The organism is Emticicia sp. GW821-FHT11C11 (assembly GCF_058808615.1).
The window spans coordinates 1,851,699-1,878,686 of record NZ_JBXARV010000001.1 but is presented as its reverse complement, the minus strand read 5'-3'; the positions used below and the strand labels follow the sequence as shown (position 1 = coordinate 1,878,686).

Annotated in this window: 23 protein-coding genes; 13 read left to right on the top strand and 10 right to left on the bottom strand. The window is 40.8% G+C overall.

The window, feature by feature from the left end; translation table 11 throughout:
* Positions 1-90: 90 nt before the first annotated feature.
* Complete coding sequence (locus AC1RRY_RS08010) at positions 91-1,152, top strand: ATP-grasp domain-containing protein (RefSeq protein WP_492816659.1); 1,062 nt, start codon at positions 91-93, stop codon at positions 1,150-1,152.
* A 241-nt stretch (positions 1,153-1,393) separates the two neighbouring features.
* On the opposite strand, the gene AC1RRY_RS08005 is transcribed toward AC1RRY_RS08010, so the two are convergent.
* Positions 1,394-1,807, bottom strand: a complete 414-nt coding sequence (locus tag AC1RRY_RS08005) for a DUF1003 domain-containing protein (RefSeq protein ID WP_492816661.1) — start codon at positions 1,805-1,807, stop codon at positions 1,394-1,396.
* Positions 1,808-2,138: 331 nt separating this feature from the next.
* On the opposite strand from AC1RRY_RS08005, the gene AC1RRY_RS08000 reads away from it, so the two are divergent.
* The 4 genes from AC1RRY_RS08000 (at position 2,139) to AC1RRY_RS07985 (ending at position 4,044) form a co-directional block, all read left to right on the top strand.
* Complete coding sequence (locus tag AC1RRY_RS08000; RefSeq protein ID WP_492816663.1) at positions 2,139-2,558, top strand: FKBP-type peptidyl-prolyl cis-trans isomerase; 420 nt, start codon at positions 2,139-2,141, stop codon at positions 2,556-2,558.
* A gap of 218 nt (positions 2,559-2,776) precedes the next feature.
* Positions 2,777-3,187, top strand: a complete 411-nt coding sequence (locus AC1RRY_RS07995; protein ID WP_492816665.1) for a VOC family protein — start codon at positions 2,777-2,779, stop codon at positions 3,185-3,187.
* A gap of 72 nt (positions 3,188-3,259) precedes the next feature.
* Positions 3,260-3,628: a DoxX family protein gene (locus AC1RRY_RS07990; RefSeq protein WP_492816667.1), complete on the top strand. Its 369-nt coding sequence runs from the start codon at positions 3,260-3,262 to the stop codon at positions 3,626-3,628.
* Positions 3,629-3,633: 5 nt separating this feature from the next.
* On the top strand, positions 3,634-4,044 hold the full coding sequence (locus tag AC1RRY_RS07985) for a transcriptional regulator (protein ID WP_492816669.1): 411 nt from the start codon (positions 3,634-3,636) through the stop codon (positions 4,042-4,044).
* 123 nt (positions 4,045-4,167) lie between these two features.
* On the opposite strand, the gene alaS is transcribed toward AC1RRY_RS07985, so the two are convergent.
* From alaS to AC1RRY_RS07970, 3 genes are all read right to left on the bottom strand, one after another.
* Positions 4,168-6,813 carry an alanine--tRNA ligase gene (gene alaS / locus AC1RRY_RS07980; RefSeq protein ID WP_492816670.1) on the bottom strand — a complete coding sequence of 882 codons (2,646 nt, stop codon included), beginning with the start codon at positions 6,811-6,813 and terminating at the stop codon, positions 4,168-4,170.
* A gap of 273 nt (positions 6,814-7,086) precedes the next feature.
* On the bottom strand, positions 7,087-7,989 hold the full coding sequence (locus AC1RRY_RS07975) for an alpha/beta fold hydrolase (RefSeq protein ID WP_492816672.1): 903 nt from the start codon (positions 7,987-7,989) through the stop codon (positions 7,087-7,089).
* Between the two features lie 98 nt (positions 7,990-8,087).
* Complete coding sequence (locus AC1RRY_RS07970; RefSeq protein ID WP_492816674.1) at positions 8,088-8,846, bottom strand: enoyl-CoA hydratase/isomerase family protein; 759 nt, start codon at positions 8,844-8,846, stop codon at positions 8,088-8,090.
* A 264-nt stretch (positions 8,847-9,110) separates the two neighbouring features.
* Between AC1RRY_RS07970 and AC1RRY_RS07965 the strand changes: the two genes are divergently transcribed.
* Together AC1RRY_RS07965 and AC1RRY_RS07960 are read left to right on the top strand one after the other, a co-directional pair.
* Positions 9,111-10,493, top strand: coding sequence for a leucine-rich repeat domain-containing protein (locus tag AC1RRY_RS07965; RefSeq protein WP_492816676.1), 1,383 nt, complete (start codon positions 9,111-9,113; stop codon positions 10,491-10,493).
* Positions 10,493-10,801 carry a helix-turn-helix domain-containing protein gene (locus tag AC1RRY_RS07960; RefSeq protein ID WP_492816678.1) on the top strand — a complete coding sequence of 103 codons (309 nt, stop codon included), beginning with the start codon at positions 10,493-10,495 and terminating at the stop codon, positions 10,799-10,801. Before AC1RRY_RS07965 ends, AC1RRY_RS07960 begins: the two co-directional genes overlap by 1 nt.
* Before the next feature lie 26 nt (positions 10,802-10,827).
* Here the strand turns inward: AC1RRY_RS07960 and rlmB are convergent, their stop codons facing one another.
* On the bottom strand, positions 10,828-11,652 hold the full coding sequence (gene rlmB / locus AC1RRY_RS07955; RefSeq protein WP_492816680.1) for a 23S rRNA (guanosine(2251)-2'-O)-methyltransferase RlmB: 825 nt from the start codon (positions 11,650-11,652) through the stop codon (positions 10,828-10,830).
* A complete protein-coding gene (locus AC1RRY_RS07950; RefSeq protein ID WP_492816682.1) occupies positions 11,625-12,899 on the bottom strand; it encodes a GWxTD domain-containing protein in 1,275 nt (424 codons plus the stop codon). The genes rlmB and AC1RRY_RS07950 overlap by 28 nt, the downstream gene beginning before the upstream one ends.
* A gap of 303 nt (positions 12,900-13,202) precedes the next feature.
* On the opposite strand from AC1RRY_RS07950, the gene AC1RRY_RS07945 reads away from it, so the two are divergent.
* Together AC1RRY_RS07945 and AC1RRY_RS07940 are read left to right on the top strand one after the other, a co-directional pair.
* Positions 13,203-13,619, top strand: coding sequence for a GNAT family N-acetyltransferase (locus AC1RRY_RS07945; RefSeq protein ID WP_492816684.1), 417 nt, complete (start codon positions 13,203-13,205; stop codon positions 13,617-13,619).
* Between the two features lie 119 nt (positions 13,620-13,738).
* Positions 13,739-15,025: a Gfo/Idh/MocA family protein gene (locus tag AC1RRY_RS07940; RefSeq protein ID WP_492816686.1), complete on the top strand. Its 1,287-nt coding sequence runs from the start codon at positions 13,739-13,741 to the stop codon at positions 15,023-15,025.
* Between the two features lie 176 nt (positions 15,026-15,201).
* Here the strand turns inward: AC1RRY_RS07940 and AC1RRY_RS07935 are convergent, their stop codons facing one another.
* A complete protein-coding gene (locus AC1RRY_RS07935; RefSeq protein WP_492816688.1) occupies positions 15,202-16,770 on the bottom strand; it encodes a hypothetical protein in 1,569 nt (522 codons plus the stop codon).
* 164 nt (positions 16,771-16,934) lie between these two features.
* On the opposite strand from AC1RRY_RS07935, the gene AC1RRY_RS07930 reads away from it, so the two are divergent.
* Positions 16,935-18,365: a circularly permuted type 2 ATP-grasp protein gene (locus tag AC1RRY_RS07930; protein ID WP_492816690.1), complete on the top strand. Its 1,431-nt coding sequence runs from the start codon at positions 16,935-16,937 to the stop codon at positions 18,363-18,365.
* Positions 18,366-18,481: 116 nt separating this feature from the next.
* Positions 18,482-19,036 carry a DUF6580 family putative transport protein gene (locus AC1RRY_RS07925; protein WP_492816692.1) on the top strand — a complete coding sequence of 185 codons (555 nt, stop codon included), beginning with the start codon at positions 18,482-18,484 and terminating at the stop codon, positions 19,034-19,036.
* 54 nt (positions 19,037-19,090) lie between these two features.
* Here the strand turns inward: AC1RRY_RS07925 and AC1RRY_RS07920 are convergent, their stop codons facing one another.
* Entirely contained in the window at positions 19,091-19,939 is an 849-nt protein-coding gene (locus AC1RRY_RS07920) for an SEC-C metal-binding domain-containing protein (RefSeq protein WP_492816693.1), read from the bottom strand.
* 98 nt (positions 19,940-20,037) lie between these two features.
* Positions 20,038-23,826 (bottom strand): methionine synthase, encoded by a 3,789-nt coding sequence (gene metH, locus AC1RRY_RS07915; RefSeq protein WP_492892856.1) that lies wholly within the window; start codon positions 23,824-23,826, stop codon positions 20,038-20,040.
* Between the two features lie 256 nt (positions 23,827-24,082).
* Between metH and AC1RRY_RS07910 the strand changes: the two genes are divergently transcribed.
* Both AC1RRY_RS07910 and AC1RRY_RS07905 read left to right on the top strand, forming a co-directional pair.
* On the top strand, positions 24,083-24,544 hold the full coding sequence (locus AC1RRY_RS07910) for an Lrp/AsnC family transcriptional regulator (RefSeq protein WP_492816697.1): 462 nt from the start codon (positions 24,083-24,085) through the stop codon (positions 24,542-24,544).
* A gap of 141 nt (positions 24,545-24,685) precedes the next feature.
* Complete coding sequence (locus tag AC1RRY_RS07905; protein WP_492816699.1) at positions 24,686-25,288, top strand: serine O-acetyltransferase; 603 nt, start codon at positions 24,686-24,688, stop codon at positions 25,286-25,288.
* An 87-nt stretch (positions 25,289-25,375) separates the two neighbouring features.
* Here the strand turns inward: AC1RRY_RS07905 and AC1RRY_RS07900 are convergent, their stop codons facing one another.
* The gene (locus AC1RRY_RS07900; protein WP_492816701.1) at positions 25,376-26,803 is read right to left on the bottom strand and encodes an amidohydrolase; all 1,428 of its coding nucleotides are present in this window, start codon (positions 26,801-26,803) and stop codon (positions 25,376-25,378) included.
* Positions 26,804-26,988: the final 185 nt, after the last annotated feature.

Here is a 26,988-nt window from a genome sequence, read left to right as displayed (position 1 = left end):
TAAAATTTTCGGACGGTCTCTCTACACCCGACATTGAGAAAATAAGAACACTTGATCCTGAGGAAACCATAACCATATTACACGACAAAGATGAAAATTTTAATTACCGGCATCGGGGGACCAACTCCCCGAAGTTTTGCCATTGCATTAAAAAAATACTCAATCTACAAACGCTACGATTTTTTTGGTACCGACACAGATCGCTTATCGATTGGACTTTATCAGAACGAATTATTCAATAAAACATTCATTGTTCCTCATTCATCCAGTCCGGACTACTGGCCGGTAATTGAAAAACTGATCAAAGAAAATGATATTGAAATTGCTGTTATACTTCCGGAACTCGAAGTGATAGAATGGAGCCGAAGAAAAGGCTCAGGCGAGTTGCCGTGCAAAGCACTTATTCCTGATTTTGCAATGGCAGAACTTCTGGTAGACAAATCAAAAATGACTGAGGTATTAAAAGATCAGGATATTGTACCACCCTCAATAACTTTCTCAAGAGACAAACAAAATTTATCAGAAGTATTCGATCTGTTTAAGGGAAATTTCTGGGTAAGAAGTACCAAAGGAACCAGCGGCCTGGGATCACTTAAGATTACTGACGAAAATTCTTTAAAGAACTGGATACAGATAAATCCAAATGTACAGGAGTTTATTGCCAGTAAATATTTATCCGGCCGAAACCTTGCCTGCAAAATGTTATATTTCAACGGATCATTATTAAGAACAGCCTGCTGCGAAAGAGTTAAGTACATAATGGCAAAAGTAGCTCCATCGGGTATAACAGGCAACGTATCGTTTGGTAGACTAATTAATGAATCTGAACTTGTGAAGGAGGCAAAAAGAGCTATGGATTACCTATTTGAAAAAACGGGGTCTTCAAAACACGGTTTTTTTACTATTGATATGAAGGAAGACGAAAATGGCAAAGCTTACATAACTGAAATTAACGTGCGCCACATCGCCACAACGCAGTGTTTTGCTGCTGGTGGTGCAAATTTCGCATCAGATACGATAAGATTACTTGATGAAGATCCGAATTTTGTAAAAGAGTATAAGATGTATGAATTTGAAAAGGATCTTATTTTCTTACGAGATGTTGATTCTCTGCCTTTACTTATGAAAGAAAGTGAACTTCTTGGAAATTAGATTAATCACTTTCTGTCAAATATATTCTATGGTTTTACTTAATGAAGCATGACAGGTCATAGCAATGCCAGAGTTTTCGGGTACTCTCGAATAAACCGAGTATCCAGGCATTTTCTTTTTTAAACGTTTTCACGACTTCATACATAACCCATATTAAATTCAGTGAATTGAAGCGCCTCTTCCAGATAGGGCGATGCAACTGCATTTCTTCTCATATTATAATAAAAAACGCTTGAGTCTCCTACTTAGCTTTAGTTATTTCTGCGAGTTTTTTTTGTATATCGTCATATTGTTTTACTAGTAAATCCATTTTTTTATGCAGGCTTCTTATTTCTTCCTCAGCTTTTTGGTTAATCTTTAAATCTTCTTTTGACCGTTCTCTGTCTTTTTCTTCCTGCCTGTTCTGGCTCATCATAATTACAGGCGCCTGCAATGCTGCCACACACGAAAGAATCAGATTCAACAGGATGAACGGATACGGATCAAAGCTACCGCTTTTGAGCCAATAGATATTGAACGAAATCCAGACCAGCAAAAAACTAAAAAAAGACAAAATGAAAGTCCAGCTGCCGCCAAAATCGGCAATCTTATCGGCCATTCTATCACCAAAACTTAATGGTTGTTCTTCAGTATTAACAGATAATTTTTTACTCATTTTAAGTTTTATTTTTTGTTCTAAATGTAGAAAAAATTAGCCAATTATAGTGTGTAAAACACTTTTCAATTATTAATACTGAAAAACTCAAAATGCTGACCGGTTAAATACATAGCCGGCAAATTCTTACTTACTCAATGAAAGGGAGCAGAACTAAAAACCATTTAACAGGTTAATTACAAGAAACTTATAACAAACAATGAATGTATTTTTTAGGATTCATATCCAAAAAATCAAAACAAATGCAGAACTTTGTACGAAAATCAGTTTAGAACACTATTCTATTCTACGGATAACGAAATTCCGGAAACAGAATTTAAAATTTATTCTTATGGTAAAATCGGGTGATACAGTAAACGTACACTATAAAGGTACATTAAATGACGGGACAGTCTTTGATAGTTCAGAGGGACGTCAACCACTACAGTTCACTGTAGGCAGCGGAATGGTGATTCCGGGTTTTGATAACGGCGTAACAGGCATGGCAATCGGCGACAAAAAAACGGTGCATATTCCGGCTGAAGAAGCGTATGGCCCTGTGAGAGAAGATATGATTTTTACCTTTAATCGCCTGGATATACCAGAAAATATTCCATTAGAAGTGGGTGGAACGCTAAACATGCACAATGGTCAGCAGGCAATACCTGTAATCGTGCGTGAGGTAACAGCCACTAAAGTACTATTGGATGCAAACCACGAATTGGCTGGAAAAGATTTGATTTTTGAAATTGAACTGGTAAGTGTAAAATAAGAGCATTCTATCTATAAAAAAGCCTCTGTCACTCACTGACAGGGGCTTTTGTTTTGCTTATTAAAATAACTTTAATATCTTCATCAAAAATGTCTGTTTTAAAGACCAAAAGAACTTGTCGCAAATAGCCCTTTTATTGGCGTATTTAACCATCGCAGAAAATATCTGTTTGCCCTACTTTTGTATCATTAATTAATTATTGAATAAACATCAAAACCATGTCAACACAGATTTTTTTAAACTTACCGGTTAAAGACCTCCAAAAATCCATAGAATTTTTCGGCAAACTGGGATACTCCTTTAATCCGCAATTTACTGATCAGAATGCAGCCTGCATGATTATTAAAGAGGGCAGTATCTACGCTATGCTTTTAATAGAAGAATATTTCAAGACTTTTACCAAAAAAGAGATTGCCGATGCTACAAAAGTAACTGAGGTACTTCTCTCTATACAGCTAGAAAGCAAGGAAAAAGTTGATGAGGTAGTGAAAACCGCCGTAGAAGCAGGTGGCTCAGTTTACAGGGATTTGCAGGATTACGGATGGATGTACCAACATAGCTTTGCTGACCTGGACGGCCATCAATGGGAAGTATTCTGGATGGACCCGAACGGATATCCGCAGGAATAAACTGATTCAATCTTGTACTCACAAAACCATTTTTTCAATAAAAACAACTACCATAACCTAATACGAACAAATATGAAAAGAGACAAAATTATTTTCTGGGTGGCCACCATTTTTATTTTCCTGTGGGAAGGCGTCATGCCTGCACTGTTTTCTCAGTCAGAAATGGGTAAAGAAGGTGTAAGGCACCTGGGTTATCCTGACTATTTTGGAGTAATGCTGGCTGTTTTTAAAGTTTTAGGTGCTACATCTATTACATTACCTTTTATACCGGCCAGAATAAAGGAATGGGCCTATGCAGGTCTGGCCTTTAATATGATTTCCGCTTTTATCAGCCACTGGGTCATTGATGGACTAAACGGAGAAACCACTTTCCCTTTAATTATTCTGGCTATTCTGATGGTATCTTATGTGTATTTCCATAAACTTAAAGTCAACAGGTAAAGTAGATGGAGAAATACTCTTTAGAAGCTGACATTTATACGATGTACATGGAGGCAGAGAGTTTTCCTGATGGAGTACTTAAAGCTCATCAACAATTGCACGGTGTTGTTCCGCGAACAGAAAGCCGGGAATACTTTGGTATTTCGTTTCCAAACCCGGAGGGCTCAATCATATACAGAGCCGCTGCCAGTGAAACAACTGATGGTGAAGCCGCAAAATTTGGTCTGGAAACTTACCTGATAAAAAAAGGGCAGTATGTATGTATATACATAACAGACTTTATGACCAACATTCAGGCAATAGGAAATGCATTTGAAGAACTGATAGCTTACCCGGGAATTGACCCAAAGGGTTCATGTATTGAATGGTATATTAATGATAGTGACGTCAGATGTATGGTTCGCCTGGCAGACTGATTCTCATACAATTTGAAAAAGCAATTATAAATTGCTATTACGCCTAAACTTCAGCAATGTGGAGAGAAAAAATAGCCCTCTCCCATTGTCTGAAAGAGGGGTCATTAATAGGATTAATTTATCTTAGATCAGGCTTTTACCTTTCTCTATGGCTCTATCAAGGCCTGATACATCACTACCACCGGCAGTTGCAAAGTGAGGTTGGCCACCACCACCGCCTTTCATTTCCTTGGCCAGTTCTTTCACTATATTACCGGCGTGCAGATTTTTGTCTTTCTGTACGGTTTCATCTATAATTACAGCCAACTGAGGCTTGCCGCCAATTTCTGCTCCAAGCACTCCGAAGAAATTACTCACCTGGTTTTTCAGCTCAAATGCCAGTTGCTTCAATGCATCGGCTGATGGCACCGTGACTTTCGCTGTCAGTACGTTTATTCCGTTTATCTCTTCCACTTCACCAAGTAACTGTTTTTTCAGCTCCTGCAGTTTTTCGTTTTCCAGTACTTCCAGTTTTTTCTGCAAAGCGGCTTTGTCGGCAATTAGGTTTTCAACCGCTTTCAACAGGTCAGCAGGATTTTTCAGAAGCAATGCAATCTCATCTTTCAATTTCAGGTCTTCTTTAATTTTTTCAAGTGCTTTTTCTCCTGTCAAAGCCTCTACCCTACGCACTCCGGCGGCTACTGAACCTTCAGATACAAATTTAAACAAGCCGATATTACCCGTAGACGGCACGTGAGTACCTCCGCAAAGCTCCACCGAAAACTGAGGATCAAAAATCACTACTCTTACAAAATCACCATATTTCTCACCAAAAGTTGCCGTAGCACCCAAACCAATGGCTTCATTGATAGGCATATTCACTTTGGTTTCCAGTACAATGTTCTCGCGGATTTTCTCGTTTACGATATCTTCAATCTGAGCTAGTTCTTCATCAGTTACTTTGGCAAAATGAGAGAAGTCGAAACGGGTCACGCTATCATCTTGGTAGGAGCCTTTCTGTACAATGTGGCTACCCAATACTTTACGCATAGCTGCCAGCATCAGGTGGGTTGCCGTATGATTAGCCATAATTTTATGATGGCGTGCTTCATCTACATGTGCCACTACGGTAGTAGCCCCATTCAATAGTTCATCCAGATTTTTATCTCTAGAAATATGAATAAACAAATCATTCTCCTTTTTGGTATCTGCAATATTGATGACATGATTACCCGCTACAATTTTTCCGGTATCACCTACCTGTCCACCCATTTCGGCGTAGAAAGGTGTTCTGTCTAATACAATGTGATACTCTTCACCAGCTTTGGTTTTTACCTTACGGTATTTCTCAATCTGGGCTTCAGCTGTAAGCTGATCATAACCCACAAATTCAAAATCCTGGCCCTCGTTCAGTTCCACCCAGTCTGCAGCTTCTTTTGCGGAATCTTTACGTGACCGCTCCTTCTGTATCTGCAACGCCTTCAGGAAGCCCTCTTCATCTATTTTAAATCCTTTTTCACGAGCTATCAAGGCTGTTAGGTCAGAAGGGAAACCGTAAGTATCGCTCAATTCAAACACCTGTTCTCCGGCAATTACATCTCCATTTACAGCGGCAATAATCACGTCCAGACGTTTCAGACCTGTTTCCAACGTGCGCAGGAAAGTTTTTTCCTCTTCTTCTATTACTTTGGCTACAAAGTCCTGTTGAGATTTCAACTCAGGGAACACATCAGCAAACTGGTCAGCCAGAACCGGCACCAGTTTGGTCATAAATGGCTCGCTGAAACCCAGATACGAATATCCGTAACGTACTGCCCGACGCAAAATACGACGGATAACATAACCCGCTTTCGCATTAGATGGCAACTGTCCGTCGGCAATGGTAAAGGCTACTGCACGGATGTGGTCAGCAATGACACGCATCGCTACATCCACATAGCTTTCCGAAGATAACGTACCGTTTTCACCGTATTTCTTGCCCGACATCTGCTCCAATACATTAATGGTATTCTGGAAAATATCGGTGTCATAATTAGACTGTTTTCCTTGAATAGCCATACAAAGGCGTTCAAAACCCATCCCGGTATCCACATGTTTGGCAGGTAATGGCACCAAAGATTTATCTGCCTTTCGTTCAAACTGCATGAATACATTATTCCAGATTTCTATCACCTGCGGGTGGTCGTTATTTACCAGGTCTTTTCCGCTTATTTTATCAACTTCTTCCTGGCCGCGCAAATCAATATGTATTTCTGAACAAGGTCCGCATGGGCCAGTATCACCCATTTCCCAGAAATTGTCTTTCTTGTTTCCTAATATAATCCGGTTTTCATCTCCAATCAGGCCTTTCCAGATATCAAATGCTTCCTGATCAAACGGCACCCCTTCATCAGGATTACCTTCAAATACAGAAACATAGATTCTGTCCTTCGGGAGTTTATAAACTTCAGTCAATAATTCCCACGACCACGTCAATGCTTCTTTCTTAAAATAATCTCCGAACGACCAGTTGCCCAGCATCTCGAACATGGTATGGTGATAGGTGTCAAAGCCTACATCTTCAAGGTCGTTGTGCTTACCGCTTACACGAAGACATTTCTGAGTATCCGCAATACGTTTAGAGGGTGGTGTTCCATTACCCAGAAAAAAATCTTTAAACTGTGCCATACCCGAATTGTTGAACATCAGTGTCGGATCGTTTTTTGCTACAAGCGGAGCCGATGGAACTATCAGGTGTCCTTTACTGCGGAAAAAGTCTAAAAAGGCCTTACGAATTTCGTGCGAAGTCATATCTGCGATAAATTTATTTTATGATTGACAGAACAAGCGATTCAGAAAACGGATATTCACCAAAACCGCTCATTGTTCTTCTGAAGTCCGTAAGATTTATCTCCTGAACTTCCTTTTTTATTCTATTTATTGAGGGTGCAAATTTAGTCTAAATTGTAGATTATTTGAAGTGTTCTTTAATAAAAACAGGACAGATGCCTGAAAGAAGAAATATAATCAAACCTCAGTAAGCATTAATTGCTATCGGCAAGCCATATACTATGATTTTTACTATCAGTTTTGGTGAGCACCCGTCAGGTGTTCAATAATAGCAGGCATTACAATCTCCAGAACCGGTTTCGGCAACTGATGCCCCATTCCGTCAATCCAGAGCATTTTTGCATTGGGTATTTTGGGAGCGTATATGCGAGCATGTGCCGGTGGAATTAATGGGTCTTCGGTTCCATGAATCACCAACGTAGGTATTCTGATTGACGGCAATTCATGTAAACGCGAACCGGAAGCTACAATACCACAAAACTGTTGAAATCGGGCCTGAGGGTTTTGCCCTTTCCTGTTTTCTATCCCTTCAACAAAAGATTTACGCAATTGCTCCATATTGAGTGGGTAAGTCTTGCCGTTAAGCCTACGATAAATTTTCAGGTAGTTTTCTACCGTTACAACCGGATAGATAAGTTTGCTTTTAACCTTAAAATTTTTCAGTACAAAAGGAATAAGATAATAAAACGGACGGCCTTTAAAAAAAGGCACAGCCTTAGGGTCTGTTGCAAAGCCCGACGACATGATGGAAGTAAGACTGATGATTCGATCAGTATGAGAAAGGGCTATTCGTTGGGCGATCATACCTCCCATGGACACCCCAATGAAATGCGCGCGCTCAATAGACAAATAATTCAGCAGGTCTATTGTATCCATGGCCATGTCTTCCAGCGTATAAGGCCGTTTTCTGTGCCATGTATCATTCATCCAGGTTGACAGACCAATGTCTCGGTTATCGAAACGAACTACAAAATAGTTTGCCTCCACTAATGGCCTGATAAAATCATACGAAAACATGATACTCTGAGAATCAAGCCCCATAATCAGTATAATAGCCGGATTCTCTTTTTTGCCAAAGGCTTCAAAATAAATTTCAATATTATTACAAGGTGCTTTACCCGATAAAGATGGTTTCATCTGATTTTATTATAACAGCTAACGAGCAATTTATTTCAATACAGCATCTTCAATTTTGCTTTTATATATTTTGTAAACGGAGGTCAAAAAATGTTACTCTATTTGTTCTTTTCGAAATTCTTTAAAAATTCAGTTCTGTCAGTTATTTCTGCTGTATAATTCTGCTCCAGAGCAAGACCCTCATCCAATGTTTTTGAAAAACCTTCATTATACAGGTATTTCATGGCAGCAATGGTTTGTGATGAGTTCCGGATAATCTCATCCGCTAAATCGAGCGCTGTCTGTTCTAAATTTTCATAAGGCACTGCCCGGTTCACCAAACCAATGCGTTCTGCCTCTTTACCGGTAATCGGTTTTGCTGTAAACGATAATTCTTTCGCTTTCAGTATACCCACAAGCCGGGGCAATCTTTGAGTCATTCCCCATTTTGGTAAAATACCCCATTTGGTATGCGTATCCCCTATCATTGCATCTTCAGCCGCCAGAATCAAGTCAAAAAACATCATCAGTTCAGTAGCGCCTGTGTAACAATGTCCATGTATCATTACAATAGCAGGCTGTGGCATAGTGCGCAATGTGCGGGCGAGTTCATTGCCATCCTGTAAAATATCGTCTGCTTTAAATTGGCCGGCTTGTATACCTGCATTCAATGCTTTCAGATCCACTCCCGCTGAAAAAGCCCTGCCGGCGCCCTTTACTATCAATACTTTTACATCAGTGTTATGGGCTATTCTATCGGCGGCTTCCTTTAATTCTCTTATCATTAAAGGCGTAAGTGCATTTAATGACGTCGGTCTGTTAAGCGTTATAATGGCTATTGCCTGGCGATATTCTACTATAATTTCTTGAAAATCCATATAAATATGTGTGGTGACAAATGCATCATCTCAATAGAGTAAGTCTGTTTCAATACAAATATATACAGATGTATATGATTTTTAAAATTACACCTCCTATTTAACTATTGATTTAAAAGGCATATACCCGCAAACAAAAAAACTATTGGACAAAATATACAACTAAAATTTTAGTTGTATATTTGCTTACTAAACAATACTGACATGAAAAACCTATTATACCTGCTTCTGTTCACCTCTTTTTGCTCGGTTGCTTAGCAAAAAGTGTATTATGCCTCAATTTTCGAAAAAGAGTTATTCGGACTGGATGAATCCCGTAAACGCTACCCCTCTTTATCGGTAGTAGATATAAATGATAAGAAGAGTAAAGCAATAATTATGGATGTGGCTGTGAAGAAAATCCTTAACGATTTTAATTTACTGGCTATAAAACAAGGATCAGCATTCCATAAGTTTGACGAAAACAAAAATATTCCTATTGAAATTCTGGTACAGCCGGATGGCACCATTGATTATTTTAAGTATGGGTATCAGGCCGCTATCGTTGTAAATACAAAGGGTGCAAGCAGGAACCCCATGTTGAACGATACACTGAATGCCGAAAATACCAGGAAATTTAAAACGGTAGCTGAGAATTTCTGCCGTGTTTATAAGCTACCTTCCAACCTGAGTAAAGAAAAATTCAGTATCGGTTTTATATTGAGCATAGGGCAGATAAGCAAAAAATCAAGCAAAATGTTTATCTGGAACAAGGAAATGGCAGAAGCCTGCGACAAACCTGATACTGTAAAAACACTGATGCTGAATAACCTGTATCTTGAATTGTTCCCCGAGGTAGTGTTCAGATTCAAGAATCTGGAAAAGCTCGATTTATCTAATAACTATATACAGAAAATACCCAAAGCCGTATCAGATTTTAAAAACCTGAAATTTATAAGTATCAGTAATAATCCCATCAATAAACATAAGTTGAAGTTTAAGAAAAATACGCACCTGAAGGATCTGAATATTCAATATACGGGTATCAATATGATACCACGCACCATTGCTCGCAATCAAAAACTGGAAGTTCTATTTCTGGGCAATAATCGCTTTGCTACATTCAGAAAACGCGACTTTAAAAAATTAGACAGCCTGAAAGCATTGAATTTGTATAATGCCGGCTTAGCAGAAGTACCAGCCAACGTGATAAAATTGAAAAAGCTGGAAGAGCTCGATTTATACTACAACGATCTGAAAAAACTGCCTGACGAAATATGTGATATGCCCATGCTTAAAACATTGGCGGTATCAAACAACGAACTCTGGAGCCTGCCGAAAAATCTAGTCAGGCTACAAACATTGAAAACGCTTTATGCACATCATAACCGGCTGACTGAATTACCCATTCTGCCCGATTTAGAGTTGTTGCATGTAGGGCATAATCTTTTCAAGACTTTACCCGAACAGATATATCAATTAGAAAATCTGGTCGAATTTGATATCACACATAATCAGATTGTGGAGGTACCCACGCAACTACGGAAGTTTGAAAAACTGCAACGTGTATTTATTGAAGGAAATGATTTTGTCAGGTTAGCATCAAAGAAAGAAGAATTGACTAAATTAGTGACTGATTTAGAGAAAAAAGATATTCTGGTACGCTAATGAAGCTTTTCTATACAACCAAAGAAGCAGCCGAGATACTTGGGGTGGCAGCCTCCAAAATACGGTTTTACGAAAAACAGTTCAATCTGAAATTTGAACGGCTGGGTCGTGACCGCAAATTGACCCAGAAAGACCTGGATAAGTTGCGGGAAATTATAAATGTAAAAAGCAAAGGCACCCTGACACTGAAAGGTACTGAACGGACCATTAATAAAAAGACTGACCTGAATAAAAACAAAAACGCTCTGAAAACCAGACTGGTGGCTATCAGAGCATTTTTGCAGGAAACCCTCAATGAACTGGGTTAATATCCGTATTTCTTATTTACTTATGATTAAACTCTTTGTCTGACGGCCTCGTATAAAATAACACCTGTGGCTACCGAAACATTCAACGATCCTATCTTGCCCAGCATAGGTATTTTGGTCGAAAGATCCGCTTGTTCAAGCAGGTTTTCAGAAATACCGTCTTCTTCTGAGCCCATCAGAATAGCTGTAGGCACAGTAAAATCTATCTGATATAGTTCATCTGTGGCCTTTTCGGTACAGGCTACTATCTGAATGCCCGATTGCTGTAATTCTTCAACTACCTGTGAAAGACTGTTTTCACGACAAACAGGCAGGAAATTCAACGCGCCGGAAGAGGTCTTCATGGCATCGGCATTGATTTGCGCCGCTCCTCTCGATGCCACCACAATGGCATGTACTCCTGCACACTCTGCCGTACGTGCTATCGCTCCGAAATTACGTACATCTGTGATTCTGTCCAGTATCAGCAGCAAAGGCACCTCGCCCTTCTCAAAAATATCGGCTATTACATTAGATGTTTTGGCATAATTTACCGCTGAAACAAAAGCAATAACCCCCTGATGATTTTTCATCGTAATGCGGTTGAGCTTTTCAATCGGCACCCGTTGAACAGGCAGGTCACGGTCTTTAGCCAGCTTTTCTACTTCGGCATGGCCAAATTCTCTCTGTATTAATATTCTCTCAATTTCTTTGGTGCCTCGCAGGGTTTCCAAAACCGATTGCACACCAAAAACTATATCTGGTTTCGAAGGTTTTTCAAAATTTGGTCGGGCAAAAAACTTTGGTTTTTTATTATAGTCCGGACGACCACCGGACTCGGATTTTACTCCGCTACGTTTCCTGTTCTCCATGCTTCTACAAACGGATACCAATATGCCTGATATTCGGGATACCGAACAAGCTCATAATAGTTATCTGTAAACTGATTTGGTTTCTTATTAAATGTAAATATAATTTCTGAAAAATTCTGGGTCTGGGCATACATCCACACCTCACGGTCCCGGCTTCTCTGTACCTTGTTTGGTGGGCCCAAAATAATATATACCATACCCTTGTCGGTTTTCCACCCTTCCTTAAACGACGTAAACAATTTGTTTGCCTCTTCTATTCTACGATAATACGTCTTGATGATTTTCTTTGCCAATGCCTGGTTCCCACCTGTTACGTTAATAAAATAACGGTCAAGCGCCTGTTTGGCATCGTTGTTTTCGCTCACATTTCTGGTTTCCTGGCTTGTGCTCATATAAATAAGCGGCTTTACCAGTTTTTCAGGAAGAGTGAATCGTGGAAAACGGTTGTCGACAATCATAAAACCAAAACCGTTTTTTGTATTCAGTGTATCTTCAACCGCAAAATACAAACCTTCGTTTTCCAGATGCAGTGGTGTACCCGATTTTATCTTAACTATCTCTTCTGCTTTTAAAGACCTGAATGGTGGTCTTATCGAGGTAGCCATTGGTGACTGCGCAGGGTCAAATTCATTGGCGTATCGAATCAGATACAAATCATTCACCTGATTTTCGATACTTCTGATTTGAAACGTATCTTTTTTATTGATGTAATTCCTGAAAAGCGGGCGGGAAAAGTCAGTTACGTATAAACCATATCTGTCGCTCAACCGGTTAGCTGTAAAATCAATCACCAAATCATTATTCGATTTCTTGCTGGTTGCTACTTCAAAAATCTCTGTCAACAACAAGGCTCTGGTCACATTTTTAGGGCGTTGCACCTCAAACGATACTTCAACCTTATCATCCTTTAAAATGAAATTCTGCTCACTGAAGTCAACCCTGTTATAAGCCAGGCGGTCTCTGACCCCATAATCAGACTGCAACAACCAGCTTAAACGAAATGTCTCCTTCATTTGTTGAAGGGCTTCAGAAGCTTTGAGATTCTCCACATCCATTTCCAGAAAAACCCTGACAAACGAAGAGTCCTTTACAATGTAACGGCTTTTAATAGCCACTACTATTGGTTTTGCCACTACTTCAGGATAGTTCGTTACAGATTTTATCTCACGTGCAGCCTTATTCGTTTTTTTGTTGGTTGCGCACCCGGCCAGGCCAAATATTAAAGCGTATAGAAATATTTTTCTCATTATACCCGATTCTTGTTCCAAATGTAGAAATTTCTTTGCTAATAAAATATTTAATGAAGAAAAACAAACAAAATCAGAACGAACCGGAGGCTTTTTTTATTGCAGATTAAACCAAGTAATTCAGCACGGTTAGCAGACTTTAATTAAAATTATGAGGCTTACCACAGTACTTATTGATACCCTGCACAGTATTATATACGAAGTATACCCAAGGTATAATTGCCCTTGGCGGCCACCATTATTTAGATTTGATTTATTTCTGCATTTTAATACTTTTGTAAGAGCTGCAACAAAACAAAACTTATGGAAATATCAGTACAGTATACCCAGGAAAAAGACCTTGACTGGCAGGAATTCCGAACCACCCTCATTGCCTCTACTCTTGGAGAAAGACGCCCTGTGGATGACCTTGAGCGCATCAAAATCATGGTTGAAAACGCAAATCTGATTATCACGGCCAGAGTCAATAACAAACTAGTGGGCGTGGCACGGTCAGTAACCGATTGGGTGTTTTGCACGTACCTGTCTGATTTATTTGTGGATGAAGCCTATCAGAAACTGGGCATTGGCCGTGAGCTGATCCGGCATACAAAACTGGCAAGCCCCGATGCCAAACTCATTCTGCTTTCTGCACCTAAAGCTATCAATTATTATCCACGCATTGGCATGACTCACCATACACATGCTTATACATTGGATGCGCCGGAAAATTTGGTGTGAGAATAGTCGGAAAAACTTTTCAGAAAAACAGTATTTAGCCCTATAATTTTCTATCTGTTCATAAAGAACAAGATTTTGTGTCCTTACCCGGTAACCAATTATATTCAACCTTATTAATTATGACAACCCGCAGAAACTTTCTAAAAACAACCGGAACCCTGGCTGCTTTCTCGATAGTACCGAGAAACGTATTGGGTCTTGGTTTTCTTGCTCCCAGCGATGTAATCAACGTTGGTTTTATAGGCCTTGGCCGACAGGCGCGTGGCTTGCAAGGTCGTTTTCTTGAAACTAAAGAAATCAACCTATTGGCAGCCTGCGATGTAGACAAGACCAAATCTGAAAGCTTTACCAAAGAATTGTTTGCCAAAAACAGCAAGCAATATCTGGGTGAAGCCAAAACAACTCCACAGGTGTATGAAAATTATCTGGAACTGCTCGACAGAAAAGATATTGATGGAGTGGTAATTGCCACTCCAGACCACTGGCATGCTTCAATTGCCATCAGAGCCGCAGAGAAAGGTAAAGATATCTATCTGGAAAAACCGCTTACCTTTACTGTAGCTGAAGGCCGTGCTCTGGTGAATGCCGTTCGGAAAAATAACAGAGTGCTTCAAACCGGAAGCATGCAACGCTCCGGCGATAACTTCAGAAGAGCCTGCGAACTGGTGAGAAACGGATATATTGGCGAAATTACCGAGGTCAGAGTAACCGTAGGCGGCCCTCCGAAACCTGTTGATTTCCAACCGGAAACTGTACCAACCACTATGAACTGGGATATGTGGCTGGGGCCAAACCAACCGCATCCGTACCATCATTTTTTGGCCCCTCGCTTAGAAGATACGTTCTGGGGTAAGTGGCGTTATTATAAAGGATTTGGCGGCGGCGATGTAACCGACTGGGGCGCTCACATGTTTGATATCGCCCAATGGGCTTTAGGCATGGACGAAAGCGGTCCAGTGGAATTGTACCCACCAACTGACCCTGAGGCACAGCAGGGAATGGTATTCAAGTATGCTAATGGCATAGACATGATTCACCATGATTTCGGTAAAGGCAATGCTGTGCAGTTCAGAGGTAAAGATGGTATCATTGAAGTAAGCCGTTCGTTTCTGAATGTACCAGATAACCTAAAAGATGTGCAGTTGAAAGCAACGGATATAAAGCTGGCGTCTCCTGTAGGTGGAAATCATTACAAAGATTTTCTCAACTCTATGAGAACCCGTCAGAAACCACTCTGTGATGTGGAAATCGGGCACCGTACCTGCACCGTTTGTAACATTGCGAACATTGGCTATGAATTACGCAAACCATTGAAGTGGAATCCGGAGACAGAAAAATTTGATGACAATGAAGCTAATAAGAAGCTTACCAGAAAACTACGTACTCCATATGGCGTAAAAATATAGTTTCTGATTATGCTTTATATTGAAGGGTCGTTTGTAGAAATAAACCAATTCTGCAGGCGACTCTTTTTTTATCAGGTGGAGTTTACCAAAAGCACTCAGATTAAAACCGGAGAGGTATCAGTTTAGGGCTATTGTATTATTTTATTTCAGTAGCTCAATGAAGAACTTTAAACAAATCAATACCTGTATCGTTTCTTTTTCTTCTTAAAAAAATCCTTCACACCTTTCAGCAAGCCCGATTTCGGGTCGTAATAGCAATTATCAGGGGAGTCGGGTAGTCTTCTGAATATCGGCATGAACAAACCGAAATAGGCGTTCACCCCTCTGGGATTTCCAATGTTCAAAAGTGCAGATAAATTATCGGTTCCAACAAAAAGCGGGCCTGCCCTGCCGGCCAATCCTATCGCCGGGTTCCGGTAACCGTTATAAAGAGACAAAGGCACCGACACTTCAAGCCATTTGGTTTCCAGACGTGGAACAACCGCAAACAAGGACGGCTGACTCATACCAACTGTTTTGGTGTTTCTGATATTCTGAATCCATGTGGCATTTACGTATAGCTTTTCTGAAAGAGCATAGTCAAAAGTAGCTGATATAACAGTCGGAAGCGGCACGTTAAACTGGTGCCGGTAGTCGTTATCGGTTAAGCCAAATGCTTCGTTCATTTGATCATAAAGCCTGTCCTGCGAATCAACCTTATTAAATGTCCCTTGTGGTATCAGCACATTTGACTTGTTAATATTCGTCTGAAATACATACGGCACGCTCCTGAATCTCATCTGTCCGAAGTCCAACAGAGCCAACCCGAACTTATACAGGTATTTATTCTTTGTTCCTTCAATGATCCACCCTTTTTTTACTCTTATGTTATAATCTCTGTGGTCTGGTCTGTACTCATACACAAAACCTGCATCCAGTCCATAACCATAACCTGCCGGAGCGTTGCCAAATAACCAGTTCGGACTAAATCCGACAATATCTGAGGCGCCTCTTTTTGTGAGGCCAAAGGTACCAACTGCATTTTCAAAATAAAGATCCTGCTTCGTCGGATTGTCCGCCAGCGGATCTATCCTATAATCAGCATCCTTTACAAGGTAATGAACATTCATTATCGCATTCACTCGTTTCACGGTCATTCCGACTTTCAGAAAATGCTCATCGTCATCTCTGATCACTTTACCAAGCGTCAATCCCATTTCCACATACCCATTAACATTCATCGCAAAATGGTTGTTGTTCTGGAGCGTACCAAATTCTGACGGTTGAACAGTACCGAATATCAACATTCTCGCTATTGGCGTCGTAGTATTATTCAGATTTGTCAAGAGCCTACCTCTTGTGGTCAGGCCAATCGCCATCTTTGCTTTCTCGAACGTGAACATCAAAGAAGGTCCTCTGACATCCGTCCCTAAAAATGCGGTAACGTTCTTATTACTAAGTGCATCTCTGAGATAATCATTCTGATATAAAATCTTGTCGTTTGAAGCTCTGTATTGATTGGCTACCGTATTAGTCAAAAGTCCGAAAAGTGAATAAGGAGCACCCCATGAAGCATAGTTGTTGATGAAATCGACATTTGCTCCAGCTATATTCAGAAAGATTTTATAACGTGTATCTGCAACATTGGCAGGATTGGTGTAAGTACTGTAGGTTCCAGAATAATTGCTGGCAGATATACCCAACCATTGCTGAGAGAAAGCTGTAAATTGTATAAAAATAAGAAAAACACAAACGAATACCCGCATCTATCTATAATTAATTCTGCTGAATTTGTAGCGTAAACAATAGCCCTATGCTAAATAAACGTCAAAATTAATTATTTCCGTACAAAAACAGAAAGAAGATTTTGAATTAATTGGAAATTGTAATATTTTAGTATATTAGTTTATTCTAAACCAAAGAAACATATATGACCTACGATTTCAAAAACTACCAAACTGACGATTTCTTTGACGAAATGCTTACTGCTGACACCAATGCACGGGTAGGAAATCACTTTTTGAAAGAACGTATAGAGAAACTGACTATTGGCGAATTACTGACCAAACAAAAGGCAGCCGAACGGGCTATGGTATCGGCGGGTATTACATTTAACGTATACTCGGAAGAGGGAGGAACAGAACGCATCATACCGGTTGACATCATCCCAAGGGTTATTGATTCTTCAGAATGGAACAGGTTGGAAAAAGGGCTCATTCAGCGCATCACTGCATTGAATCTCTTTTTGCAGGACATTTATAATCAGCAAAAGATAATTAAAGATAAAATCATCCCGCGTGAAATCATTGAATCGAGCAAGGGATTTCTCAAGGAATGTAAGGGACTTACACCCCCTAAAAAAATATGGATACATATTACCGGCACTGACCTTATCCGTGGGAACGACGGCGTATTCAGAGTACTGGAAGACAACCTGCGTTGCCCGTCGGGTGTATCTTACATGCTCGAAAACCGGGAGCTGTCAAAACAGACATTCCCTGATGTACTGTCTCAATCAAGTGTCCGTTCTATTTCTGAATACCCTGCCAAGTTGCTGGAAGTGCTCCGTTATATTTCTGGTCGACCAGACCCAACCGTGGTAGTTCTGACTCCGGGTATCTACAATTCGGCTTATTTTGAGCATTCTTATCTGGCGCAACAAATGGGTGTTGAACTGGTAGACTACAGAGACCTGGTGGTATCTGGTGATTATGTAAAAATGCGCACCACTAAGGGATTCAAAACCGTGGACGTGGTTTATAGAAGAATAGATGATACTTTCTTAGACCCACTTACATTTAATCCGCATTCGCTGATAGGGATTCCGGGTATATTCGATGTCTATAAAAAAGGAAACATAGCGCTTGCCAATGCACCTGGCACCGGTGTAGCTGACGACAAAGTAGTATATGCTTATGTGCCCAGAATCATCAAATATTATCTGGGGGAAGATGCCATTATACCTAATGTAGATACGTATATATGCGGTGAAGAAGACGCCTTGAAATACGTACTGGAAAACATAGCAGATCTGGTAGTAAAAGAAGCTAACGAAGCAGGTGGTTATGGCATGCTGATCGGGCCGAAAGCCACTAAAAAAGAACACGATCTTTTCAGAAAAAGAATCAAAGAAAACCCCAGAAACTATATAGCCCAGCCCACTATCTCACTTTCGCGCAGCCCTTGCGTATTGGAAGATAGCCTTGAAGGCAGGCATGTAGATTTGCGCCCTTATATTTTGTATGGCAATGGCATTCACGTAACCCCAGGCGGACTCACCAGAGTGGCCTTGCGCAAAGGCTCGCTGGTTGTTAACTCATCGCAGGGAGGTGGCAGTAAAGACACCTGGGTGTTATATTAATCTGTTCAGACAATGTAAAAGACCTATTAATTTTTGTTTATTATAATTGCTTTGTAATTTTGCGGAGCTTATGCTGAAGGTTCAGCCTAATGAGCTATACAGACAAATTGATTCTTATGAATATAACACGTTTTTCAACTATTGTAGCCATTATAGTTGCGGCAGCCATAGTGAGGTTTCTGCCTCATCCTTTTAATTTCACTCCTATCTCAGCTTTAGCTCTGTTTGGGGGTGCTTACATTACGAATCGCCGGGTAGCTGTACTGGTTCCTTTGGTTACAATGCTGCTGAGTGATACGATGTATGAACTCCTTACCGGTAGGGGTTTTCACTCGGGCATGCCCGTTATCTATGGTTCATTTCTGCTTGTTACATTAATTGGCGTGTTTTTCTTACAGAAAGTCACCGTTTTAAAAGTAACAGTTTCAGCATTAGTAAGCTCATTAATTTTCTACCTGATTACCAACTTTGCTTTTTTGTATCCGGAAGCCCTGGTATCGAATCCGACATTAGGTAATTATCCGCATAACTGGACAGGAATTATTGCTTCTTATGCGGCAGGACTAGAGTTTTTCAAAAACCAGATATTAGGAGACTTATTCTATTCAGGTGTGCTGTTTGGTGGATTCTACCTGCTGCAACGCCGTTTTGAAGTTTTGAGAATGGCTTGATTGTAAGATTAAGATATACATAAAAAGAGCGGGTATTGTGCCCGCTCTTACTGTTTACGCCCCACAGCACTTCTTATATTTTTTACCACTGCCACAGCTACAAAGGTCGTTCCGGCCAACTGAATCCCCGGTTATAATGGGTGACTTTAATGTCGGTGCAATTTTGTTTCTCTTCAGAAAATCACCAAAAAACTTTGTCATTCGTTCATGGCGGTTGCTTAACGTTTTTCTGAATCTATCTGCCTGTGTATACTTAATTTCTCTGATGATTTTGGTGACGGGTAAAGATTTGTCATCCAGTTGTCCCATTGACACCTCCTGTTTGCCGTAGTCATACCACAGTTCCAGGTTCGGTTGCTGATCGTAGCTCAATGATAATAATAGTAACACACTGGTACACTGGCAAGATGGCTGCACGCAGTAGAAATCACTGATCCAATATTTAGTGCCGTCTATTTCCAGATTCAAATCATAAGACCAGGGAAGCACCTCATAATAAGAAACCATCTGCGATTCCTGCAATACTTTTCTGTAATTGGCAAAATTTGCTTCTATTTTTTCGGTATCAGCCATTTCCGATGCCATGCCTTTCAGGTCTCTGTAGAAAGCATTCAATTCTCCCCATTGTTCATCAGTAATCTCATTTTCAAGCGATTTCAGATAAGCATCTTTGTTGCTTTCTATGGTTTCTGATTCTGTGTACTTCAGAATATGATTGGTGGCTACATCCAGCGCATACACTTGTTCGGCATCATCAGCAAAATAGATATTTCCACAAGTGCAGGATAAGTCCATGCAGGGTTGCAGATCGTTTGATTTCAGTATTTTTCCGGCAAACGCTCCCTCTCCTATTTCAATATTGATAAATGCCTCAGCCGGATTTTTGATTTGGTAGGTGAACATATTCTAATGGTTGTAGAAGCAACAAAATTACGCCAAAATCGCCTAACAAAAAAGACAACCCTCTCGGGTTGCCTTTCTGATATTGTTATTTATAATTCTTAATCATAATTTAAAACCGGGCTCAGCCATTTTTCAACGTCTTCTACCGTCATATTTTTACGTTGGGCATAATCCACCACCTGATCTTTGCTGATTTTACCGATAGTGAAGTATTTGCTTTCTGGATGAGAGAAATACCAACCGCTCACTGAACTAGCCGGATACATGGCAAAGCTTTCGGTGAGTTCAATTCCTATCTTTTCAGCTTCCAGCAGGTTGAACAAGGTGCGCTTTTCGGTATGGTCAGGACAAGCCGGATAACCCGGGGCAGGACGAATCCCCTGATATTTTTCAGAAATCAATTCATCGTTGTCCAGTTCTTCATTGGTTACATAACCCCAGTACTCTTTACGCACTTTCTCGTGCATCAGTTCGGTAAACGCTTCTGCCAAACGATCCGCAATAGCTTTGAGCATGATAGAATTGTAATCGTCATGGTCTTTTTCATATTGCTCCAGCAAGGCCTCTATGCCTAGTCCGGCTGTAACGGCAAAAGCACCGATATAATCTTCTTTATGGGAACTCACAGGCGCAATAAAATCTGATAAACAGAGGTTCGGCAGGTTTTGTGCTTTCTGGTTCTGCTGGCGTAAGTGATGTAAAGTAGCCACAGAAGTATTGTTCTCAACCAACTCACCGTCTTCAGATACGGCAGTATTGCTCAATATCCTGTAACCTGTTCCTTTCAGACTGCCTTGTCCGGCAAGATCATACGAATATTCTTCATAATCATGTAATACAATATCGTCACCATCAGAATTGGCCGGGTAAAACCCAATCACTGCCTGTGCTTTCAAAGATTTTTCAGTAATTACTTTTTTCAACATCTTCTGCGCATCATCAAATAGCTTTTTAGCCTCTGCTCCTACTACTTCATCATTGAAAATCTTCGGATATTTACCATGTAACTGCCAGGTTTGGAAGAACGGCGTCCAGTCTATGTATTTTGCAATTTCGGCTAAATCGTAATTCTCAAAAACCCTGGTTCCCAAAAACTTAGGTTTAACCGCCTGGAAATTCTTCCAGTCAATCGGCACATGATTCTCACGTGCTTTTTCAATGCTGATAAAATTTTTATCTTTCTGCCTGCTGGCATGTTCAACACGCAGGTTGGCATATTGCATTTTAATTTCATCAAAAATCTGCTGGTGTGTCTGCTCATTCTGCATCAACCGGCCCGCCACCGGTACACTTTTGGAGGCATCTAATACGTGAATAACTGGGCCTGAATAATGCGGGTCTATTTTAACCGCTGTGTGAATACGAGAAGTGGTAGCTCCTCCAATCAATAATGGCATTTTAAAGCCCTGCCGTTCCATTTCTTTGGCTACGCCTACCATTTCATCAAGACTCGGCGTGATCAGTCCTGACAGACCGATGATATCTACATTATGTTTCTTAGCCTCAGCCAGAATCTTATCGGTAGGTACCATTACACCCAGGTCAATTATTTCGTAATTGTTACAACCCAATACTACGCCAACAATATTTTTACCGATATCATGTACATCACCTTTCACAGTCGCCATCAATATTCTTCCGGCACTTGAACTCTCGCCTCCGGCTTTTTCTTCTTCAATAAATGGTAACAGATAAGCTACCGCTTTTTTCATCACCCGCGCCGATTTTACTACTTGCGGCAAAAACATTTTTCCGGCACCGAACAAGTCACCTACTACATTCATCCCATCCATTAGCGGGCCTTCAATTACTTGTATCGGGCGGTCAAATTGTTGGCGGGCTTCTTCTACATCTTCATCAATATATTCGGCCAGACCTTTCACTAAGGCATGCTCAAGACGCTTGCCAACAGGCAGCTCCCGCCAGGCATTATCAATTACCTGTTCTTTCCCTTTCGACTTCACCGTTTCCGCAAAGGTTACTAGTCTCTCCGTAGCATCCGGGCGGCGGTTCAATAACACATCTTCACAGAGTTCAAGCATGTCTTTAGGTATGTCATCATACACACCCAGCTGACCCGCATTCACAATACCCATGTCCATGCCTGCTTTAATAGCGTAGTATAAGAAAACCGTGTGCATGGCTTCACGCACGGGTTCGTTCCCTCTGAAACTGAATGAAATATTAGATACTCCACCTGATACTTTCGCATACGGTAGATTCTCTTTTATCCAACGGGTTGCATTGATGAAATCAACTGCATAGTTGTTATGCTCCTCTATACCTGTAGCAACGGTAAGAATATTTGGGTCGAAGATGATATCCTGTGGGGGAAAATGCAACTCATTCACCAGAATGTCATAGGCACGTTTGCAGATTTCCACACGTCGTTCATATGAATCGGCCTGACCTTGTTCATCAAATGCCATTACAACCGCTGAGGCGCCATAGCGTTTTATCTTCTCTGCCGATTCTTTAAATTTCTCCTCGCCCTCTTTGAGTGATATTGAGTTTACAATTGACTTACCCTGCACACATTTCAGTCCGGCCTCTATCACTTCCCATTTAGATGAGTCAATCATAATTGGCAGGCGGGCAATGTCCGGCTCGGCCATTAGCAGATTCAGGAATGTCTTCATGGCTTCTACGCCATCAATCATCCCTTCGTCAAGGTTTACGTCTATTACCTGTGCTCCTCCTTCTACCTGTTCACGTGCAACAGAAATAGCTTCATCATATTTACTCTCGCGAATCAAACGGGCAAATTTTTTCGAACCTGTCACATTACAGCGCTCGCCTATATTCACATAATTTGATTCTCTGGTTATTTTCAATGGCTCCAATCCTGATAATTTCTGAATCGGTTCAGACTCAGGTATCACGCGCGGTTTGTATTTTTGCGCTACTTCTGCAATGGCTTTGATGTGGGCAGGTGTGGTACCGCAGCAACCACCGATGATATTCATGAATCCGTTCTGTAGGAAATCTTCTACGATGTCGGCCATTTCTTCCGGCGATTGGTCGTATTCTCCCATTTCGTTAGGCAAACCAGCATTAGGGTGAGCCGATACCAGAAATGGCGCTTCTTTAGCCAGAATCTGTACATACGGCCGCATCAAATCGGCACCCAGTGCACAATTCAGACCAATTGAAAGCAGATCGATGTGAGATACTGACGTCAGGAAGGCTTCGGTAGTCTGGCCGGATAATGTTCTACCCGAGGCATCGGTAATAGTACCTGACACCATCACAGGGATTCTGATCTCTTTCTTAGCTAAAGGTGCATTTGTGTTATCTTGTTTCGGAATAGACTTGCTTCTCAGCGGACGGATGGTTCCTTTTCTTTTATCAGAATCGTATAAATCTATGGCAAAAAGAGCCGCTTTGGCATTCAGCGTATCGAAGATAGTTTCCACCAGCAATACATCAGCACCACCATCAACCAGGCCTTGTATCTGTTCATAATAGGCATCAACCAGTTCATCGAAAGTAATGGCACGATAACCGGGGTCGTTCACATCGGGCGATAACGACAAAGTGCGGTTAGTTGGCCCGATAGAACCGGCTACAAAACGGGGTTTGTCCGGATTCCGCGCCGTAAATTCTGCAGCTACTTCACTAGCTATTTTTGCCGACTCATAATTCAGTTCATACACGTAGTCTTCCATGTGATAATCGGCCATGGCAACAGAAGTAGAAGAAAAGGTATTGGTTTCTGCAATATCAGCTCCTGCTTCAAAATATTGGGCATGGATTTCTTTGATTACATCGGGGCGTGTAATAGAAAGCATATCGTTGTTTCCTTTCACTTCATGCGGGAAATCACGGAATTTTTCTCCGCGGTAGTCTGCATCGCCCAGTTTATATTGTTGAATCAAAGAACCCATGGCTCCGTCTAGAACCAGAATCCTGTCTTTTAGAATTTCGCGAATGTCGGTCACTTTCAGTATCATTTAAGTTTCGCCATCAGGTGTATATCACCCTATGGCTCAACAACAAAATTTATCCTACAAAAATACTATTTAAAGATTGATTTTTTGAAAAAATTTAATAAAATAGATAAAATATCTAAATTAGTTAGAACACTTACCAGATTTATTTTTAAATTTGATGGAAATATTTGCTTAAAACGACATTTTATCTATGCAAAAACTGGATGCTACAGACCGCGATATTTTAAAATACCTGCAGGAGAACGCACATTTGACAACCAAAGAACTGGCTTCTCGTCTGAACCTGTCACCCACACCCGTATATGAGCGTGTGCGACGCCTGGAAAACGATGGCGTGATAAAAAAATACGTGGCAGTAATTGACCGGGAAAAAATCGGAAAAGACCTGATGGTGTTTTGCAATATCAGGCTGAAAGAGCACGCACAGGAAGCCGGTAAAAAGTTTGTGGAGCAGATCGTGAAACTGGTGGAGGTAATTGAATGCCACAACATTTCAGGCGAATATGATTTTATGATAAAAGTGGTGGTCGATGATATGCGCGAATACCAGAGTTTCCTGATGAACAAGCTGGCTTCTCTTGAAAATATCGGCAGCACTCACAGTATTTTTGTAATGAGCGAGATTAAGAATGAAACAAAGTTTGATGTTTGATTTTGCCGGATTTCTAATAGTTCAGAAAACAAATCAAAATTTGAGGATAAGATAACAGCCCAAAACTTCACTTGTCTGAATAACGAAATGCTGCTTTTAACTTCAATATTCGGATAGATTCATCTCCAATTCAGAATAATCATGACACGAATCCTTATAAGAATTTCAATTCTACTCTATATACTAAGACTTATTCCGCACATTATTCTTTTAAATACACATAGCCAAAAAGAAATCATTCATTACGATATAAAACGCTGGGCAGAAATCGTAAGGTTTGCAAGAAGTGAAAACGTATTTTTTGGCTTTATATTTCTGATGAAAACCTACCCAGAATTCAGAAACCTGTTTTACTATAGAATAGGGAAAGGGTATTCATCACTGATTGCATGGATGTGCCCGAAAGTAAACACACTTTTTATCAGAACAAAAAACGTCGGCCCGGGCTTATTCATTCAACACGGCTTTGCAACAACGATTGGAGCAGAATCTATCGGAAAAGACTGTTGGATAAACCAACAGGTAACTATTGGTTTTTCTAACGTAACAGACCGCCCCACATTAGGAAATAATGTCACTATTAATGCAGGGGCTAAAGTAATAGGTAAGGTAACAGTAGGTGATAATTCAATCGTAGGAGCCAATGCAGTAGTCGTAAAAAATGTACCCAGCGATTGCACAGTTGTTGGAGTGCCCGCATATATTGTGAGAAGAAATGGGATAAAAACCAGAGAAAACCTGTAGCGATAGTACATCATAAAAATGCCCTATTCTTGAATTCTGAAGAATAGGGCATTTTTCGTATTTGTGGTTCTTTTCTTGCGCTTAATATCACTTCCTATAATCCAGTGCCGGTTTTCTATCACCTAATAGAGATGTGTACTTAAAATTTTCACCTCTGACCTTCAAAAATTCTTCCTTCGCCTTTTTAAGAGTTTCGGGGCTTTCAAATAATTGAGTGACTGTCAGTGCCATAGTTTTGGCCGCTATAATCATACCTTTCCGGCCAATACTCATGCCGCCTGCGGCTACTGCCTGCCAGCTATGTGCGGGTGTACCCGGTACCCAGGTGGATACACTTAGTCCAACGGTTGGTACAGTCCAGCTTACATCACCTACATCGGTCGAGCCGCCAGACCCACCTTTTTCGTTAACGAGAGGCTTAATATCTGAGGCGTCTTCATATTTCAGGCGGTCTGCTCCTAAACTTTTCGAGAGTTGTTCTGCAAATGTCCTTTCTTCAGCAGTATAAGTTAAGCCCCCTATTCTGGTCAGATTATTTTGCATCACCTGCGCCAGTGTTTCGTTGTAGAGTAATTCGTAAGTGCCCCCTGTTAATTCCCATTCAACCCGGGTATCGGTTCCAAGTGCGGCTCCTTTTGCAGCTTTTTCAATGCGTGACCACACATCCATTACCACATCCCGCCGTGGATTACGTGCATAGTAGTAGACTTCTGCAAAATCGGGTACTACATTGGGCGCTTTTCCTCCATTGGTTATTACGTAGTGAATGCGCGAATCCGAAGGAACATGTTCGCGGAGCATATTCACCATATTGTTCATGGCTTCTACTCCGTCTAAGGCAGACCGACCTTTTTCAGGTGCCATAGATGCATGTGCTGAAACACCATAGAATCTGAACTTACCCGATTTGTTGGCTAAAGAATTACCAAAACTGGCTGAATTAATTGAGTTGGGATGCCAGTGCAAAACGGCATCGACATCATTGAAGAGTCCTGCCCGGACCATATAAACTTTGCCTGAGCCACCTTCTTCGGCCGGACAACCATAAAAACGAACAGTACCTTTAATATTATTGGCTTTCATGTATTCCTTCACAGCTATGGCTGCAGCCGCAGATGCTGTACCAAACAAATGGTGCCCGCAAGCGTGTCCTGCCGTACCACCAATCGACTTCTGGTCGGCCGTTGAATCCTGAGAAAGGCCCGGCAAGGCATCATACTCACCTAAAATACCGATTACAGGCTTGCCCTCACCAAATGAAGCCACAAAGGCGGTTGGAATATCAGCCACACCCTTCTGAATTGTAAAACCCTCTTTCGATAAGGTCTCCTGCAGAAGTGCCGAGCTCCTGGTCTCCTGATAACCCACTTCGGCATAATTCCATATTTTTTTGGCTATAGTGCCATAATACATTTCTTTTTTGGCGATGCTTTCGAGCATTTTACTTTTGCTGTCTTGCGCAGATATTGATACACTGGTTGTCAGTAAAACAAAACAGAAGAAAAGGTTTTTCATGTTTATTGATTGAATTATGTGTCGGCATTAAAGATACACTGAAACGGGTAAAGATTCAAAGATATACAAAAAATCACCCGGACGGAATCCGGGTGATCAGACGATTGATTCGGTTTTCCGAACCGCAATTATGACAATATTTTCTCTTTTGTTAATTGAATCCCAGACCGGAATGGTACACTACT

Coding starts and splice junctions, on each gene's coding strand:
- AC1RRY_RS08010 (WP_492816659.1), top strand. CDS start 91: ATGAAAATTTTAATTACCGGCATCGGGGGACCAACTCCCCGAAGTTTT.
- AC1RRY_RS08005 (WP_492816661.1), bottom strand. CDS start 1,807: ATGAGTAAAAAATTATCTGTTAATACTGAAGAACAACCATTAAGTTTT.
- AC1RRY_RS08000 (WP_492816663.1), top strand. CDS start 2,139: ATGGTAAAATCGGGTGATACAGTAAACGTACACTATAAAGGTACATTA.
- AC1RRY_RS07995 (WP_492816665.1), top strand. CDS start 2,777: ATGTCAACACAGATTTTTTTAAACTTACCGGTTAAAGACCTCCAAAAA.
- AC1RRY_RS07990 (WP_492816667.1), top strand. CDS start 3,260: ATGAAAAGAGACAAAATTATTTTCTGGGTGGCCACCATTTTTATTTTC.
- AC1RRY_RS07985 (WP_492816669.1), top strand. CDS start 3,634: ATGGAGAAATACTCTTTAGAAGCTGACATTTATACGATGTACATGGAG.
- alaS (WP_492816670.1), bottom strand. CDS start 6,813: ATGACTTCGCACGAAATTCGTAAGGCCTTTTTAGACTTTTTCCGCAGT.
- AC1RRY_RS07975 (WP_492816672.1), bottom strand. CDS start 7,989: ATGAAACCATCTTTATCGGGTAAAGCACCTTGTAATAATATTGAAATT.
- AC1RRY_RS07970 (WP_492816674.1), bottom strand. CDS start 8,846: ATGGATTTTCAAGAAATTATAGTAGAATATCGCCAGGCAATAGCCATT.
- AC1RRY_RS07960 (WP_492816678.1), top strand. CDS start 10,493: ATGAAGCTTTTCTATACAACCAAAGAAGCAGCCGAGATACTTGGGGTG.
- rlmB (WP_492816680.1), bottom strand. CDS start 11,652: ATGGAGAACAGGAAACGTAGCGGAGTAAAATCCGAGTCCGGTGGTCGT.
- AC1RRY_RS07950 (WP_492816682.1), bottom strand. CDS start 12,899: ATGAGAAAAATATTTCTATACGCTTTAATATTTGGCCTGGCCGGGTGC.
- AC1RRY_RS07945 (WP_492816684.1), top strand. CDS start 13,203: ATGGAAATATCAGTACAGTATACCCAGGAAAAAGACCTTGACTGGCAG.
- AC1RRY_RS07940 (WP_492816686.1), top strand. CDS start 13,739: ATGACAACCCGCAGAAACTTTCTAAAAACAACCGGAACCCTGGCTGCT.
- AC1RRY_RS07935 (WP_492816688.1), bottom strand. CDS start 16,770: ATGCGGGTATTCGTTTGTGTTTTTCTTATTTTTATACAATTTACAGCT.
- AC1RRY_RS07930 (WP_492816690.1), top strand. CDS start 16,935: ATGACCTACGATTTCAAAAACTACCAAACTGACGATTTCTTTGACGAA.
- AC1RRY_RS07925 (WP_492816692.1), top strand. CDS start 18,482: ATGAATATAACACGTTTTTCAACTATTGTAGCCATTATAGTTGCGGCA.
- AC1RRY_RS07920 (WP_492816693.1), bottom strand. CDS start 19,939: ATGTTCACCTACCAAATCAAAAATCCGGCTGAGGCATTTATCAATATT.
- metH (WP_492892856.1), bottom strand. CDS start 23,826: ATGGGTTCTTTGATTCAACAATATAAACTGGGCGATGCAGACTACCGC.
- AC1RRY_RS07910 (WP_492816697.1), top strand. CDS start 24,083: ATGCAAAAACTGGATGCTACAGACCGCGATATTTTAAAATACCTGCAG.
- AC1RRY_RS07905 (WP_492816699.1), top strand. CDS start 24,686: ATGACACGAATCCTTATAAGAATTTCAATTCTACTCTATATACTAAGA.
- AC1RRY_RS07900 (WP_492816701.1), bottom strand. CDS start 26,803: ATGAAAAACCTTTTCTTCTGTTTTGTTTTACTGACAACCAGTGTATCA.